The sequence below is a fragment of the Trinickia dinghuensis genome (genome assembly GCF_003367175.1).
Classification (GTDB): Bacteria; Pseudomonadota; Gammaproteobacteria; order Burkholderiales; family Burkholderiaceae; genus Trinickia; species Trinickia dinghuensis.
Window position 1 is genome coordinate 124,570 of the sequence record NZ_QRGA01000005.1, and the last position, 16,106, is coordinate 140,675.

General features: G+C 62.6%; 19 protein-coding genes. All 19 read left to right on the forward strand.

Annotated elements, in window-relative coordinates; genetic code table 11:
• Window positions 1–5 precede the first annotated feature (5 nt).
• On the forward strand, window positions 6–275 hold the full coding sequence (gene gpW / locus DWV00_RS08835) for a gpW family head-tail joining protein (protein ID WP_245964792.1): 270 nt from the start codon (window positions 6–8) through the stop codon (window positions 273–275).
• On the forward strand, window positions 275–1,924 hold the full coding sequence (locus DWV00_RS08840; RefSeq protein WP_220274673.1) for a phage portal protein: 1,650 nt from the start codon (window positions 275–277) through the stop codon (window positions 1,922–1,924). The genes gpW and DWV00_RS08840 overlap by 1 nt, the downstream gene beginning before the upstream one ends.
• Entirely contained in the window at window positions 1,921–2,805 is an 885-nt protein-coding gene (locus DWV00_RS08845) for a S49 family peptidase (RefSeq protein ID WP_115533197.1), read from the forward strand. The genes DWV00_RS08840 and DWV00_RS08845 overlap by 4 nt, the downstream gene beginning before the upstream one ends.
• 19 nt (window positions 2,806–2,824) lie before the next feature.
• On the forward strand, window positions 2,825–3,487 hold the full coding sequence (locus tag DWV00_RS08850; RefSeq protein ID WP_115533198.1) for a hypothetical protein: 663 nt from the start codon (window positions 2,825–2,827) through the stop codon (window positions 3,485–3,487).
• Window positions 3,488–3,526: 39 nt separating this feature from the next.
• The gene (locus DWV00_RS08855) at window positions 3,527–4,207 is read left to right on the forward strand and encodes a head decoration protein (RefSeq protein ID WP_115533199.1); all 681 of its coding nucleotides are present in this window, start codon (window positions 3,527–3,529) and stop codon (window positions 4,205–4,207) included.
• A 145-nt stretch (window positions 4,208–4,352) separates the two neighbouring features.
• Window positions 4,353–5,405 carry a major capsid protein gene (locus DWV00_RS08860; protein WP_115533200.1) on the forward strand — a complete coding sequence of 351 codons (1,053 nt, stop codon included), beginning with the start codon at window positions 4,353–4,355 and terminating at the stop codon, window positions 5,403–5,405.
• Between the two features lie 83 nt (window positions 5,406–5,488).
• Window positions 5,489–5,668, forward strand: a complete 180-nt coding sequence (locus DWV00_RS08865; RefSeq protein WP_147297858.1) for a hypothetical protein — start codon at window positions 5,489–5,491, stop codon at window positions 5,666–5,668.
• Window positions 5,668–6,003 (forward strand): head-tail joining protein, encoded by a 336-nt coding sequence (locus DWV00_RS08870; RefSeq protein WP_115533202.1) that lies wholly within the window; start codon window positions 5,668–5,670, stop codon window positions 6,001–6,003. Before DWV00_RS08865 ends, DWV00_RS08870 begins: the two co-directional genes overlap by 1 nt.
• Window positions 6,000–6,566: a hypothetical protein gene (locus DWV00_RS08875; RefSeq protein WP_115533203.1), complete on the forward strand. Its 567-nt coding sequence runs from the start codon at window positions 6,000–6,002 to the stop codon at window positions 6,564–6,566. Before DWV00_RS08870 ends, DWV00_RS08875 begins: the two co-directional genes overlap by 4 nt.
• Before the next feature lie 9 nt (window positions 6,567–6,575).
• Window positions 6,576–6,851 carry a DUF2635 domain-containing protein gene (locus DWV00_RS08880; protein WP_115533204.1) on the forward strand — a complete coding sequence of 92 codons (276 nt, stop codon included), beginning with the start codon at window positions 6,576–6,578 and terminating at the stop codon, window positions 6,849–6,851.
• Entirely contained in the window at window positions 6,852–8,366 is a 1,515-nt protein-coding gene (locus DWV00_RS08885; RefSeq protein ID WP_115533205.1) for a phage tail sheath subtilisin-like domain-containing protein, read from the forward strand.
• Between the two features lie 68 nt (window positions 8,367–8,434).
• Complete coding sequence (locus DWV00_RS08890) at window positions 8,435–8,821, forward strand: phage tail tube protein (RefSeq protein WP_115533206.1); 387 nt, start codon at window positions 8,435–8,437, stop codon at window positions 8,819–8,821.
• A gap of 2 nt (window positions 8,822–8,823) precedes the next feature.
• Window positions 8,824–9,438 (forward strand): phage tail assembly protein, encoded by a 615-nt coding sequence (locus tag DWV00_RS08895; RefSeq protein WP_115533207.1) that lies wholly within the window; start codon window positions 8,824–8,826, stop codon window positions 9,436–9,438.
• Window positions 9,439–9,507: 69 nt separating this feature from the next.
• Window positions 9,508–11,343, forward strand: a complete 1,836-nt coding sequence (locus tag DWV00_RS08900; RefSeq protein ID WP_115533208.1) for a phage tail tip lysozyme — start codon at window positions 9,508–9,510, stop codon at window positions 11,341–11,343.
• Complete coding sequence (locus DWV00_RS08905; protein WP_115533209.1) at window positions 11,340–12,776, forward strand: DNA circularization protein; 1,437 nt, start codon at window positions 11,340–11,342, stop codon at window positions 12,774–12,776. The genes DWV00_RS08900 and DWV00_RS08905 overlap by 4 nt, the downstream gene beginning before the upstream one ends.
• Window positions 12,777–12,779: 3 nt before the next feature.
• Window positions 12,780–13,850: a phage baseplate assembly protein gene (locus DWV00_RS08910; protein WP_115533210.1), complete on the forward strand. Its 1,071-nt coding sequence runs from the start codon at window positions 12,780–12,782 to the stop codon at window positions 13,848–13,850.
• Window positions 13,851–13,930: 80 nt separating this feature from the next.
• On the forward strand, window positions 13,931–14,491 hold the full coding sequence (locus DWV00_RS08915) for a phage baseplate assembly protein V (protein WP_245964793.1): 561 nt from the start codon (window positions 13,931–13,933) through the stop codon (window positions 14,489–14,491).
• Complete coding sequence (locus DWV00_RS08920; RefSeq protein ID WP_115533211.1) at window positions 14,488–14,943, forward strand: phage GP46 family protein; 456 nt, start codon at window positions 14,488–14,490, stop codon at window positions 14,941–14,943. The genes DWV00_RS08915 and DWV00_RS08920 overlap by 4 nt, the downstream gene beginning before the upstream one ends.
• Window positions 14,943–16,103 (forward strand): baseplate J/gp47 family protein, encoded by a 1,161-nt coding sequence (locus DWV00_RS08925; RefSeq protein WP_115533212.1) that lies wholly within the window; start codon window positions 14,943–14,945, stop codon window positions 16,101–16,103. Before DWV00_RS08920 ends, DWV00_RS08925 begins: the two co-directional genes overlap by 1 nt.
• Window positions 16,104–16,106: the final 3 nt, after the last annotated feature.

Genomic DNA, 16,106 nt, shown 5'->3' on the forward strand with positions numbered 1-16,106 from the left:
CTTTCGTGAGCCATTTCCATGTGAATCGCAGCGTCTTTGCTGGCATGTCCCAGCAAGCGCTGCAGACAGCGCTTGCTCAGGCTCAGCAGGCGTACATCGATCTCAGTACGGGGGCGAAAGGCGAGTCCTATTCGTATTCGCAAGGTGAGGGCAGCCGCGCGGTCACATACACCCGCGCCAGCCTGCCGCAATTGACCGCGCTCATCCAGGAATTGCAGGCGGCCCTTGGCATGCGCCGTCGCGCACGTCGGCCCATCGGATTTGTCTATCCCTGATGGCCGGCAAACTGCAGATCCTCGACTCGCGAGGCCAGCCGATCGAACGAAAGGTCTCGGATCGCTCGCGCTCGCGCGCCCAGATGCTAATCGGCGGCGGTCGCACTCCGTACGACGCCGCCGACGTCTGGGGCGACCACATGGCTGCATGGCAGCCGTATCTCTGGTCGCCCGATGGCGAACTCAACATGTACCGCGACCGGATCGTCGCGCGCATTCGAGATGTCGTCCGGAACGATGGTTGGGCATCAGCCGCTGTTACGCGCACGATCGATAACGTCATCGGTGCCGATTTCCGCCCGATCTTCAAGCCGGACTGGATGGCGCTCCGCGCGATGACTGGTATCAAGGCGTTCGATCACATCTGGGCGAACGAATACGGTCAGGCGATGGATGCCTATTACCGGATGTGGGCATACGACCCGGGTCGGTATAACGATACGCAACGTGCTCTCACGGTACCGCAGCAGATGGCGCTCGCCTTCCGTCACAAATGCGTCGACGGTGATGCGCTGGGGATGCTCCATTGGCGCCCCGAACGCGTAGGCCGCGGCCGCGCTATGTACGCCACGACTCTTCAGGTCATCGATCCTGACCGGCTGTCAAATCCGCAGCTGAAGTTCGACCAGAACACGATGCGCGGCGGCGTTGAGGTCGATGACGACGGCGCGGCGGTCGGCTACTGGATCCGGCGTGCTCACCAGGGCGACTGGTTTAGCGCGGGCGAGAGCCTGCACTGGGATCGGATCCCTCGTGAGACCGAGTGGGGCAGGCCGATCATCGTGCATGATTTCGATCACGATCGCGCTGCGCAACACCGCGGTGGCGCCGGCATCCTAACGCCCGTGCTGCAGCGCCTAAAGATGCTGGTCAAGTACGACAGCGCGGAGCTCGACGCCGCGATCATCAATGCGATCTTCGCTGCTTATATCGAGAGCCCATTCGATGATGAATTCGTCCAGGAAGCATTCGACGACGGCGAGAAGCTAAAGACGTACAACGACTATCGCCGCGAGTTTCACGAAGATCGCAACATTGCGATCGGCAACGCGCGGATCTCGCATCTGTTCCCGGGCGAGAAAATGGGCTTCGCGGATGCGGCGCGGCCGGCGACCAATTTCGCCGACTTTGAAAGCGCCGTGCTGCGAAACGTCGCGGCCGGTACCGGAACGTCGGCGCAGATGATCAGCCAGAACTGGGCTGACGTGAACTACAGCTCGTACCGTGCCGCAATGCTCGAGGTATGGAAGACCTTCCATCGGCGCCGCACGAATTTCGCGACCGGCTTCGGTCAGCCCGTTGTATGCGCTCTTGTCGAAGAGGTGATGGAAGTCGACGAGTTGCCGCTGCCGGCGGGAGCGCCGCCTTTCATGCAGTACCGGGTTGCTTACTCGCGCGCGCGTTGGATGGGCCCTGGCCGCGGGTATGTGGATCCCGAGAAGGAGCGCAAAGGAGCGATTCTCGGCATGGATGCCGGCCTTTCCACTCTCGAAGACGAGGTGAGCGAACTAGCTGGCGCCGACTGGCGCGAGAAGGTAGCGCAACGCGCTGTCGAGCGGGAATTCTTCAAGGAACTCGGCATGCCGATTCCCCAGGCGCTTCAAGGCGTCGATGCAACCGAGGCGCAAAGACCTCCGGAGGCCCAATGACGCACCGTTTGCCACATCTAGCGACGCGGATATTCAATGCTCCGCTCGTAATTCATCCTGCGAAAGCCGAGATCGCGATAGCGGCGCTTGCCGATCGGCTCGGAATCAGCCGCGTGTGGCGCGCTGATCAGGGTGAGATGCGGCCGCTCATGTTCGACATGGAAGACGAGTACGGCTTTGCGGAGCCGGGCCGTACGGTGGTTTCCGGCTACGACAACATTGCCGGTGTCGCGCGCATCGAAATCTGCGGAACGCTCGTGCAACGTCTTGGCGAGCTGCGTCCGTATAGCGGAATGACCGGCTACGACGGCATTCGCCAGAATTTCGTGATGGCGATGGACGATCCCGAAGTGAAGGCTGTCGTCCTCGACATCGATTCACCCGGTGGCGAAGTCGCGGGCTGCTTCGATCTCGTCGACCTGATCTATGGGGCCCGTGGCCGAAAGCCGATCTGGGCAATCCTCGACGAATCGGCATATTCGGGCGGCTATGCGCTCGCGAGCTCGGCCGACAAGATCATTGTTCCGCGCACCGGTGGTGTTGGCAGCATCGGCGTCGTATGGATGCACGTGGACTGGTCGAAGGCGATCACGACTTCGGGCCTCGACGTGACGTTCGTCACCTACGGTGACCGTAAGGTCGATGGCGCGCCGGAGCTCCCTCTCTCGGCGGAAGCGCTCGATCGCTTCCAGGCTGACATCAATTCTATGGGCGACCTCTTTGTTGAAACGGTCGCCCGCAACCGAAGTATCGCGCCTGACAGGGTGCGTGCTACGCAGGCGTCCTGCTATATGGGGGCGGCCGGTGTGGAGCGCGGTTTAGCGGACGCGGTCATGGCGCCTGACGCCGCTTTTCGGGCGTTGCTGAATACGCTGGCTTGATCAATTCAATGAGGATCGTATGACCAAACCCAAACTGAGCCAACTGGCGCGCGCAATGCCGTTCGCCCATTTCTTCGGCCTATCGCCGAGCGTCGAAGAGCCGGCCTCGAGCGATCTCGATGACGAGCGTCAGCGGCGCGATGACGAGACCGACGACGAATACGCTCGCCGCATGGAAGAGCTCGACGAGCGCGACGAAGAGGCGCGGCGAGCGGAAGAGCAGCGTCAACGGGACGAAGAGGCGGCTCGGGCGCGCAATGAGAACGATGTCGATGGCGATGATGCGGACGCGGAAGACGACGAGCGCGACGATGCTGAGGCGATGGCGCGCACTGGCCGGGCTCGAAGCGCACGCGATCGCGAACGGATCCGCTGCGCGGCCATCGTCGCGGCTGGCCTGAAGAGTGGCCGCATTAAGCAAGCCTGCGTTTTCGCCTTCGATAGCCGTCTGACTGCGCGTCAGGCGATCGCGGCGCTCAACGCGGCATCGCTCGACGCGCCGGCGCCGCAGAAGCCGCCGAAGCAGGCGAACCGCACCGAGTCGCATCGCACGCAGTTGTACGACCGCATGGCACATCAGACGACGCCCAATCCGGGCGCGAGCGCTGCGCCGGCGGCCGCAAATCCCTCGCAAGCGCTTGCTGACCGCATCGTCGCGGCCGGCCAGCGCGTCGCGCGGTAATCCGGCGCGTTTCTCGCCACATCACTTCGGAGAAAGCATATGACTCTCAGCGTCAGCGCGATCGGCGAAAATCCGCAGGTCCCCGGGATTACCGCCGAAACCTTCATTCCGGATCAGCTGATCGCCGGCAACCTGAAACTGGTTTCCGAGCAAATCCAACTGATGTCCGGCACGCTCACTCGTGGCGCGGTTCTTGGCCAGCAGACCGACGACAGCATCAACGTCAGCGCCGGAGCTGCGAACGTTGGCAACGGTTCGGTCGGTTCGCTCGTCATCGGCGCGCCCCCGATCTACGGCGCGTTCGTCCTGACGGCGAAGTCCGCAACCGATTTCGGCGTTGTCGATCCGGAAGGCAACGTGCTGCCCGACGCGACGGTTGGCACGACCTATACCGAGGCGGAGATCGGCTTCAAGATCACCGCAGGTGGCACCGTGTTTGCCGCAGGCGACACATTTACGCTCAACGTGATCGAGGCGAGCGGCAACTACATCCTCTCGGTAAAGACCGCATCGGACGGCAGCCAGACACCGAAGGCGATTCTCGCGACGAGCACGGATGCCTCCGGTACGCCGCAGACCGCGGGCGCATATGTGCTCGGCGAATTCAACGGCAATGCGATTTCGTTCGATACGTCATGGACGCTGCCCGCGCTGCGCACCGCGCTGCGCGCCTTCGGCATCTTCATCAAGTCCTCGGTCTCCGCAGCGGATCCGAGCTAACCCGGTCAGCTTCGAATTAAGGGCCCCGCTTCGGCGGGGCACTAGCGTTTGAGGCGCCGGATTTACCGGTACCAATGCGAAAAACCCCGCTTCGGTGGGGTTTTTTGTTTTGGGGCCCAGGTTTCCAACATCGGAGATTGAAACCGTGCTCATCTACGACACCAACGTACTGATTCAAGTTGTCCCCAACCTGAAACTGGCTCAGCAATTTCTGCTGGACCGATTTTTCCCGAACATCATCACGTCGGATACCGAGAAGGTGTCGATCGATATCGATATCGGTAAGCGCCGGCGCGCGCCGTTCGTCTCGCCGCTTGTCGAAGGCAAGCTGGTCGAGCAACGTCGTTACCAGACCAACGAGTTTACGCCGGCCTACATCAAGGACAAGCGTGCACCCGATCTGCTCAAGCCTGTGCGCCGCATGATTGGCGAGCGCATCGGTGGCGAGCTCACGGGCGAAGAGCGCGAAATGGCGAACCTGTATGCCGAAATGGCGGATCAGGTTGACGTGCTGAATCGCACGCTGGAATGGATGGCCGCTCAGGTCATGTCCACGGCCCAGCTGACTGTCGAGGGTGATGGCTTCGAACAAGTCCAGATCGACTTCGGCCGCGATCCGAGCTTGACGATCGCGCTGGCCGGCAACGCACAATGGACCGCGGCGAACATCACCGCAGGTAACGCATCGCCGACGGCGAACGTCGAGGCGTGGCAGCGCGCGGTGTTGAAGTCGTCGGGTGCAAAGTGCTCCGATATCGTATTCACGACGAGCTCGTGGGACGGCTTCAAGCTCGATCCGAAGTTGGCGGGCGCGATCATCTATCCAGTGTGGAACCCGAACGGAAACGTCGTGAACCCGGGCGCGAAGATCGAGCAGGGCGCGGTATGGATGGGCAAGTGGGGTCAATATGACCTTTGGGTCTACAACGACTGGTATGTCGACGACAACAACGTCGAGCTCCCGATGCTGACCGACGGCACCGTGATCATGTCGGGCCCGAACTTGATGGGCACGCGCGCGTTCGGCATGATCAAAGATCCGGCCTTCAACTATAAGGCTCTTCCGTACGCACCGAAGACCTGGGTGCAGGAAGACCCTGCTCAGCGCTACATCCTGATGCAGTCGGCGCCGCTCGTGATCCCGAGCCGGGTCAACGCATCGCTGTCGGCCACCGTCTGCGCACCGGTGTACGACTAATGTCTGCGCCGAATCAAACTCCTGCCGCGAATACGCCCGCGGCAGGTAAGGGATTCGTCGTAGCACCGGGGCGTACGGTGTCTGTGGACGGCAAGAAATACGGTCCGGGCGACCCGGTGAAGTTGTCCGCCGAAGATGCGAAGTATTTGCAGGCAGCCGGCTTTGTTGTGCCCGCAGGCGCAAAACAGGAAAGCGGCGCAGGTGCGACGGTTGGCGGTTTGCGCATTCAGGGCGGCCGTCCGCCGGGTAGCCGGGTGGTCTGATGCCGATCGATTGGGATGCGGCGGTGCTGGCGCCGTGCCATAACGATGCGTTTGGCGAACCCGCAACGTTTCTGCCCGCGGGTGGGAGCCCGCTCTCGATCACCGGCATCTTCTTCAACGGCTACAACCGCAATGTCGACCTTGGCGACGGTGCGGACGTTATCACCGTGAAGCCAGTTCTCGTGGTTCGCGCCGAGCAGTTCGTCAGCCGGGCGCCGCAGCAGAACGATGGACTTTCGATCGCCAGCGTCAACACGACTTACGTAATCCGCGATGTGAAATCCGATGGCCTCGGAGAACTGCGGCTCGAGCTTCACAAGGTAAGTTCGCCATGACCACGACCTCCGTAATTCGAGCGGCCGCAGTCTCGGCACTCACCGGAAGCACATCGGCAGGTAACAACGTCTTTTTCGCGCGCACATGGCCGACGCAGGGTCCATATCCCGCATTGCTGGTCCAACCCCTCGACGAGACCGGCGAGTCGTGGGGGAATGCCGGCGCGCCGGCATTCAACGTAACGGTGACGCTAAAGGTGCTTGCGCGCACGGCGCAACCGGCCGCAGCCCCCGGCTCGGCATTTGATGCCGGGTCGATGGCCGTCGCGGAAGCGCTCGAAACGCTTCGAGACGAAGTGAAGGCCGCAATTATCAATAACCCGACGCTGATGGGCGCCGGCGCTCCAGTCCAGGAATTCAGTTCGTTCCGTTGCGCGCTCACACAGGCGATCGACTCGGAAGAGCCGATGGCTGAAATGTCGATCGAGATCGACATGGTCACGGTGCAGGGACCGCGCGATTTCTACCAACCCACGCTGACGCCGCTCCAGGGCGTGGACGTCACGGTGCAGGAGCCCGACGGCACGACCGTGCCGGGCCTGACGATCAACTTTACCCAATAGAGGACCCCCATGTTTGTGAAACCCGCACCGGGTCTGCTTCTGCGCGATCCGGTCACGAAGCAGCTCCTGTCCGCCGCGCCGGTGGAAGGACTGAAAAAGCCCGTGACCATCGTGCCCGCACAAGGCATGGAGGTCAGCGACTTCGACCTTTTCTGGCTTCGCCGCATTCGCGACGGCGATGCCGTGAAGGCGGAACCACAAACGGAAACATCGAAGACCACCACGGTAAGCGCAACCGGCGCCGCGGCTGCGCCGGCCCCCGCGCCCGAAGAGGGAGCAAAGTAAATGAGCGATATCGCTTTTCCCAACATTCCCCAGAACATCCGCGTGCCGCTGTTCTACGCGGATTTCGATCCGTCGAATGCCAACACCGGCCAGCAGACGCTCCGCGCGCTGATCATCGGGCAGATGAACAGCGGTGCTTCCGGCACGCCGAATGAGGCGCAGATCTGTCAGGGTGTCAGCGCGACCAAGGCACTCGCGGGACAGGGCTCGATGCTCGCGCTGATGACGGCCGCATATCGTGCCCGCGATTCGTTCGGCGAGGTCTGGCTGCTGCCATTGCAGGACGACCCGTCATCGACCGCAGCCGTCGGCAGCCTTGCGTTCACGAGCCAGGCGACGGCCACCGGCGTGATGTCGCTATACATTGGCGGCCAAATCATCTCGCTCGTCGTGACGCCGACCATGTCTCTCGCCCAGATGGCGACTGCGCTCGTCGCGCAGATGGCGACGCTCCCGAACCTGCCGGTGTCGGCGGCCGTCGACGGCGCGACGGCATCGAAGGTCGATTTCACCGCGAACAACAAAGGCCTCGCGGGTAACGATATCGACATCCAACTGAACTACGGCGGTACGCTGGCCGGCGAAGCGACGCCCACGGGTCTCGCGGTCACGATCGTTCCGATGGCGAACGGCGCGACGAACCCGTCAACGCTTGCGACGGCACTCGCGAACCTAGGCGACCAGCAGTTCGATTTCATCGCGATGCCCTACACCGACAGCACATCGCTCAACGCGATGCAGTCGTTCCTGAGCACCCAGACCGGACGTTGGAGCTGGAGCCAGCAGCTGTATGGCGGCGCATATGCAGCCTACCGTGGAACGCTGGGCACGCTGACGACGTTCGGCGTGACGCGCAACGACGAGCACATGTCGATCACCGGCTTCAATGGCTCGCCGACGCCCGCGTGGGTGATCGCAGCGGATCTCGCGGCGGCCGTCGCGGTTTCCGCGCGCGCTGACCCGGGCCAGCCACTTCAAACCGTGACGCTCGCCACGATGCAGGCACCGCCTGTATCGATGCGTTTCGCGCTGACCGACCGCAACACGCTTCTGTACGACGGCATCTCGACCTTCGACGTCGCCGACGATGGCACCGTGTCGATCGAGAACATGATCACCACGTACCAGAAGAACAGTTTCGGGGACTCGGACGACAGCTATCTCGAAGTCGAGACGATGAACCTGCTCGCGTTCGTGCTGCGCGACCTGAAGTCGCTTGTCACGACGAAATACGCTCGCGTGAAGCTGGCGGCCGACGGCACGCGCGTATCGCCGGGCACCAGCGTGGTCACGCCGAGCATGATCAAGTCGGATCTGATCGCGCGCTATCAGTACCTCGAGGAGAACGGCTACGTGCAGGGAAGCACGGTGTTTGCGCAAGGGCTCATCGTCCAGCAGAACTCGACGAACCCGAACCGCGTCGACGTGCTATACCCGGCCATCCTGATCGACCAGCTGCGCGTCTTCGCGCTCCTGATGCAGTTCTCGAACATCGTCCCGGCGACGACATCCTGAAGGCCGGCGCGTGGTCACAATAAGCCGCTCCCGGGCGGCCCCTTTCGATTCTGACTGGAGCATTTCAAATGGCAGCTGCTAGTGGTGGGCTCCTCGCCGGCACGGCCGACGTGTCGGTCGACGGCACGACCTACATGGTCAAAGGCGACTTCAAATACAAAGCAGGGAACCGGAAACGCGAAACCCTCTCGGGCTCGGACCGCGTTCACGGCTTCAAGGAAACACCCACCGCGCCGTTCATCGCATTCAACCTACGCGACTGGGGCGGCCTAACCGTGAAGGACATCAATGGCTGGACGAACGTCACGTGCGTCGCGACGCTCGCGAACGGCAAGACAGTCATCGGCAGTGCGATGTGGGCCGTCGACGAGCAGGAAGTCGATTCGAACGAAGCGACTTTCGACGTGCGCCTCGAGGGCACCGACGACAGCGTTACCGAGGTCACGACGAGCTGAATATGAGCCAAGCCAAAGAAAAAGTCATTGTTCTGCCGAAGCCGCTTGAACTCGGCCCGCTGAAGCACGCCTCCATCCTGCTGCGCGAGCCTACCGTCGATGAGCTCGACCGCAGCACCCAGACCAAAGGTTCTGTATATGCGGTGAACGCCGCGCTGATCTCGATGGTGTCGGGTATTCCGCTGACGCTGATCCGGACGCTGGGCAAGACCGGCTACGAAGAGGCGGTCGAGTACTTGAAGGCCTTCGACTGGACGCCGCCGAAGGGCGCGCAGCAGCTGCCGGCGAAGACCGTGGTGCTAAAGCAGCCGATTACGCTGAATGGGGACACGCGCACGTATGACTCGCTCGCGCTGCGCGAGCCGACCGTCGACGAGCTCGATCAGAGCGCACAGGTCGAAGGCACCGCATTCGCATGCAATGCCGAGCTGATTTCGCTGGTGTCCGGTGCGCCGGTCGCCGTCATCCGCAAGATCGGCAAAGCGAACTACGAGGAGGCGACGGCATACCTCTCGGGTTTTACGTGGCGGCCCCAGCAGTCTGGCGAGACCTCGGGGACCGCCGCGCCGACCTCACCTTCTTCTGGAAGTGGGGACCAGACGACGCCGGCCGTCTGAAGCTGAGCAAGTTCCAGTATTGGCATGAGCAGGCCGAGCGCCTGAAGCAGAGCACTTGAGGTCTTTTCGATGCCCAATGTCTTCCAGATCACGATCAGCGCTGTTGACCGCGCGACGGCGGTCGCCAAGGGCGTCAATCAGGCGATCGGCAAGATCACGAAGCCGATTTCCGACGTCAAAGCATCGGTTCAGGCATTCTCGAAGGAAACGGGCCTCGACAAGCTCGGCGATCGGCTTGTCAAGGTCGGCGGCGTGGCGAGCGACGCCGCGCGACGTATCGGTTCGATCGCCCCTCCGCTCGCCGCGATCTCCGCGGCCGGTTCGATCGCGGGTCTCGCGGCGATGGCACATGGGTGGGGACGTTCAGCGACCGAGATTGCGAACACGGCGTCAGTGATCGACGTAACGACCGACCAACTGCAGAAATACCGTGGTGCCGCGCGGCTAGCCGGACTGTCAGACGCCGAAATGACGTCCGGGCTGAAGTCGGTGGGCTCTGCATTCGAGGATGCGGCCGCCGGTCGCAATACGTTCGTCGCGGGTGTGCTGTCGAGCAAAGGCATCGGTATTCACCGGATGGCTGATGGCTCAGTCGATACGATCCGTGCGCTGCACGACGTATCGAACGCCGCGGCACGCATCACGAACGCTCAAGCGCGTGAGAAGTTCCTCGGAATCTTCGGACTCGGCGGCCTCGCACCGCTGCTATCGAAGGGCGGAGCGGCGATCGACGCCTACGTAGCGAAATACGAAAAGCTCGATGCGACTATGACGCCAGATCAGATCGCGCGCGGCGAGCGGTTCAACGAAAACATGGTGGCGCTCGATGCGTCGTTCGGGAAGCTGAAGAACTCGCTTGGTGAGTCGATCGCGCCGGCGTTGACCACAGTTGCTAACAAGCTCGAACCGATCGCCCAGGAATGGGGCCCGAAGATCGCATCGTGGATTCAAACGACCGACTGGAATAAGGCGGCCGACGATACTGCGAAGTTCGTCGATCAGATCGGCGGTGTGAAGACCATTGGAGCGGCGATCGCCGCGATTACCTTTGCGGGGCCGATCGCGAGCATTGCCACGCTGATCGCACAGGCAGTGCGCGTGGTTACCCTTCTGACCACGATCGCGACAACGACTGCCACCGGTAGCACGGTGATGCTGGGCGCGGCAGGCTACGTTGCCGAAACTGCAAGGAGAAAGGCATTCGATAAGGCCATTCCCTTGATGCCCGGTGAATCTGAGGACGATCGACAACAGCAGATTGCGAATGCGATGGTGGGCGGCATCGCGACGCCCGATGTGACCGGGCCCGCTGGCGGCGGCATCGGTGGCGGCATCTATCGTTGGGTAACCGGATTGTTTCGCTCGAGTGCAGCAGATAACAAGCAAACGGCGCCGATCGTAGGGCGCCTCGAACAGATGGGCTGGAGTCCGGCGCAGGCCGCGGGCATCGCCTCGAACATATTCCGTGAGAGCGGCTACGACCCCACGGCAAGCGGCGACAATGGTCAAGCCTACGGACTGGGGCAGTGGCATAAGGATCGGCAAGAAGAGTTTCGCAAGCGCTTCGGAAAGGACATCCGGCAGTCGTCGCTCGACGAGCAGTTGCAGTTCATCGATTACGAGATGCGACTGGGCAACGAGCGCCGCGCGGGCGCCGCGCTTCAGCGGGCGACCAGCGCAGCGCAGGCTGGCGAGATCGTGTCCCGCCTCTATGAGCGGCCGGCGCAAGCCGACAACGAGGCGGCAATCCGCGCTGGCGACGCGACGGCGATTGCCGGCCGCGTGCATGTGATGGTCGGATTCGTGAACGCACCGAATAGCATGAGGGCGACCGTGCGCAGCTCGGGCAACGCGACGGCCTCGGCGAACGTGGGCACTTCCGCTTTGATGGGACCCGGGGTATGAGCGCAGCAACTCTCACGACTTTCGCCGGCAGCATTGGCGGCCTCGCCTCTGCCGCCCAGCAGGTTGCGTCGATCCTCACCGGGCCGGGTGCCGGCACATGGTGGGGGTCGCTCCGGCAGGCATCGTTCGCCGGCGTTCCGTTCGCCGTGCGGGAAAATCGCACTCGCTTCGGCGGCCGCAACGTCGTGCATCGTTATCCGTATCGCGACGATGCATATATCGAGCCGCTCGGGAAGCTGCCGAGACAGTACGAACTCATCGGCTTCCTGATCGAGAGCAGCCGTGTGTATGGCGGCGGCCCTGTGATCGCACAGCGCGACGCGCTGGTCACGGCGTGCGAGAAGGGCGGACCGCGGACGCTCGTACACCCGACGTTCGGGAGCGTGCAGAACGTCAGCTGCATGGAATCGGAGGCGAGCGAGAGCTTCGATCATGGTCGCGTGATCATGATCCGGCTGTCGCTGATGCGCGGCGGCGCGAAGATTTACCCAAACGTCGCGACGTCGACGCAAAGCGCAGTTGGCACGGCCGCATCCGGGCTCCTAAGCGGCTCGTTGCTGGATTTCGCTACGGCTGTAGCGACCGCGATCGAGCAAGGTGCCGCGGTGGTGAATACCGCTGTCGATACGGCAGTTTCGTGGTACCAGACAGCCGTGACCGATATTCACGACGTGAAACGTGTGTTGAACGCCGTCTCGACGCTCGCCGGAGACTTCGGTCGCTTCTTCGGGGGCGGCAACAGCGGCTATACCGGTTCGAACCAGACGGCGCCTGCGAACACGACGGCAGAGCAGTTGCTCGAGGCCGATACCGCCAATGTTTCGGCGGTGGTCTCCGCCGGCGCCGCGCTGCAGACGGCGGCTGCGAACGCGAGCGATACCACGACGTTCGCCATCGCCGCGCAAGCGCTCGTCACGGCGCTTGCCGCATCCGCAGCGGATCCCGCCGATGCTATCCGGCTGACGACTGATCTCGCCTCGTTCTCGCCGACGAGCTCGTTCACGAACTCGCCGATCGGAGCGGCCATGCAATCGATGCAGACGAGCTGCGCGGCATTGTTCCGTCGCGCGGCTCTCGCGGGCGTAGCGCAGGCCTGCGCGAGCTATCAGCCGTCGTCATACGACGATGCGACGGCCGTGCTAGAGAACGTGACGACCCTGTTCGACGCCGAGATCCTCACTGCGGCCGATGCGGAGGAAGATTCGAGCTATTCCGCGCTCCGGACACTGCGCGCATCGGTCGTCGCAGATCTGCAGGCGCGGGGCGCCGATCTCGCGTCGCTCGTGATGATGAACTTCGCCGGATCGCTGCCCGCAGTGGTGCTGGCTCATCGTATCTACGATGACGCGACGCGCGCGGATCAGCTCGTGCAGCAAGTCCAGCCGGTGCATCCGCTTTTCATGCCGCAATCTTTCCAGGCGCTGGCTAGCTGACGCATGGATGACGATCTGATTCTCGTCGCTGGTGCCCAGGCAGTAAGCGGCTGGACCGACGTGCATGTCACGCGGGGCATCGAGCGGTGCCCATCTGATTTCAGTCTCGGGCTGACCGAGGCCTACCCGGGTGAGACGGAAGAAGTCGTCGTGCAGGCTGGCGACCCATTCCAACTGATGATCGGCCAGGACCGGATTATCACCGGGTACATCGACGACTATGTGCCGGAGTATGACGCCGACAGCCACTCGATCAGTGCGACCGGTCGAGGAAAGTGTCAGGATCTCGTCGACTGTTCGGCCGTATGGCCGAACGGGCAGATCAGCGGCACGTCCGCGCTTGACGTGGCATCGAAGCTGGCGGCGCATTATGGGATCAATGTGACGTGCGATATCGAAAACCTGCCACCGATCCCGCAGTTCAACCTCTTCATCGGCGAGAGCGCATACGACATCATCGAGCGCATCAGCCGGTACAGCCAACTACTCGTCTATGAGGATCCATACGGAGATCTGCTGTTGACGCAGGCGCACCAGACCATGCATGTCGGTGGCGTCGCTGAAGGTGTGAACGTGCAGCACGCGCGGGTCCGGTATTCGGCATCGCAGCGGTTTTCAAAGTACACGGTGTTCACGCAATCGGTCGAAACGTTCACCGATGCGGGTATCGGTGCGAACGTTATCGTGTCGGTCGAAGACGTCGGCGTGCAGCGCACACGCGAGCGGTTCATCGTCGCGGAGGCCGTACAGGGCTATGAGGATCTCGCGAACCGGCGCGCCGTATGGGAAATGAACCGGCGCATCGCGCGCGCGGCGGAGATCGTGGTGACCACTGATGGCTGGCGCGACGGCGGCGGCACGCTCTGGACGCCGAACACACTTATTCCCGTTACGCTGCCGAAGCTGAAGATCGTGAACGAAGTGTGGCTCCTGGGCGAAGTCACCTATATCCGCAACGAGGAAGAGGGAACGATTGCGGAGCTCACGATCATGCGGCCGGAGGCTTACCTGCCGGAGCCCGTGGCGCTTCAGCCGATGTTCGTCGATGCAAGCGCACTGCCGGGTGCGCGATGAGAAGCATCCATGCCGCGATTCGCGGATTCCATCGCATGCTTGGCAGCACGCAAGCGACCGTCGACCGGCTCGCGCGGCGCGTGCTGCTCATCGCCGGCCGCGGCCGCGTCAGCGCACCGGTGAATGACGAAGGAGGCGTGCAGCTGCTGCAGGCTCAGATCAACGGGCTCGAAACGATTGACAACCTAAAACGTGTTGCGGAGTTCGGCTTCACGTCGGTGCCGCCGCAAGGATCCGATGTGGCGATCGTCTTCGTCGGCGGCGACCGCAGCAGCGGCCTCGTCATTGCCACGAATCACCAGGGATCAAGGCCTACCGGTCTACAGCCGGGCGAAACGACCATCTTCACCGCGGACGGGAAGCAGATCTACCTCACGGCTGGCGGTGGCATTAAGGTGCTTGCGAATGCCCAGCCGGTCGAGGTCGACAACGCGACGATCGTGACGATCAACGCTTCGGCGGAAATGGTGATGAATACGCCGCTCCTGAAAGTTTCTGGAGACATCATCGACAACTACGAAACGAACACCGACAACATGGCTGGCATGCGTACGAAGTACAACTCGCACAAACATAACGTCGAGAACGTGCAGGGCGGCGAAAGCACGATTGAGTCGGACATCCCGACGGTGACCGAGTGAGCGACTTCAAGATTGTCTGGGACGCGGCGAACGCGCGCGGCGACTGGCAAGTGCTCGCCGGTGATATCGCGACGGGTGACGACCTCGAGACAGCGCTGCTGCTCAGTCTTTTCACCGACCGCGAGGCCGCGCCTGACGATGAAATCCCGGATGGATCCGGCGATCGCCGTGGCTGGTGGGGCGATGACGATTCCGGTGACGACACAGGGCCGACCGGCTCGCGCTTGTGGCTGCTGTCGCGCCGGAAGTCGCCCACCGATAAGACGCTGACCGATGCCTACGACTATGTCGTCGAGGCCATCCAGTGGCTAATCGATACGGGTGTCGTGGGCAGCTTCATGGTCGTTACGCAATGGGTGAAGCCCGACATGTTGGGCATCTCCATTACCGCATATCAGCCGAATGACGCCGCAATGCAGTCCTATAACTGGGCATGGCCCGTGGTGAACTAATGCCCTTTTCGCGCCCAACCCTCAGCGCGCTGCGCACTCAGATCTGGACGGACATCAAGAGTGCTGTCGGCATGACCGTTTCACTGCTCCAAAAGGCGGTCCTGAAGATTGTCGGCACAGCGTTGGCGGCGCTCGTCTTCGGCCTATATGGTTATCTCGACTGGATCGCGAAGCAGGCTGTTCCATTCACCGCCGAAGACGAATATCTAGCGGGGTGGGGCGCGCTAAAGAGCGTGTACCTTGAGGCCGCGACGCAAGCCGTTCTGACCGCGCAGTTCACCGGTTCCGCCGGCGTCGATCTGCCATCGGGCACCGCTGTCAATCGTACCGCCGACGGATTCGCATATGTGACGACTGCCGACGCCGCCGTCGTCGGGACTACGGTCACCGTCAATATCAAGGCGGTGACCGCGGGAAGCATTGGCAACTGCGACGTCGGCACTTCGGTTTCGCTTTCAGCCGCGATCACCGGCATCCAGTCGAGCGGCGCGGTGACTGCGGTCGTGAGCTCGGGCGCCGACGTCGAAGAGCAGGACGATTATCGCGATCGCGTGATGCTCGCTTACCAAAACCCGGCGCAAGGCGGGGCGCAGGCGGACTATGTCACGTGGGCGCGCGCCGTGTCGGGCGTCACGCGGGCATGGTGCGCCCCAAACGGCTTCGGGGCTGGCACCGTCGTCGTCTATTTCATGATGGACGACGCCGAATCCGGGCACGCAGGCTTCCCGCAGGGCACGAACGGCGTATCGCAATACGACCAGGGACCGGGCGGCGCGCCGCGAGGTGCCGTCGCAGCGGGCGACCAACTGACGCTGGCCAACGCATTAATCACCGTGCAGCCGGTGACAGCGCTTGTCTATGCCTGTTCGCCGATTGAAAACCAGATTGGCTTCCGCATCACCGGCGTGACCTCGGTGACGACACAGGCGGCGATCGACGGGGCCCTGGCCGACCTGATGCTGCGCGAAGGCGAGCCAGGCGGCACACTAGACCTGTCAGATGTGAGCTCAGCTATCGGTTCAGTATCGGGATCAGCTGGGTATTTGATCGCGGCGATCACGAGCACGGTGAACGGGACTACGACGACCTACCCGCCTAACACGAACATCACGAATGCCACCGGGCAACTCCCCGCGCTCGGCACCATCACCTACGCCTAAAAG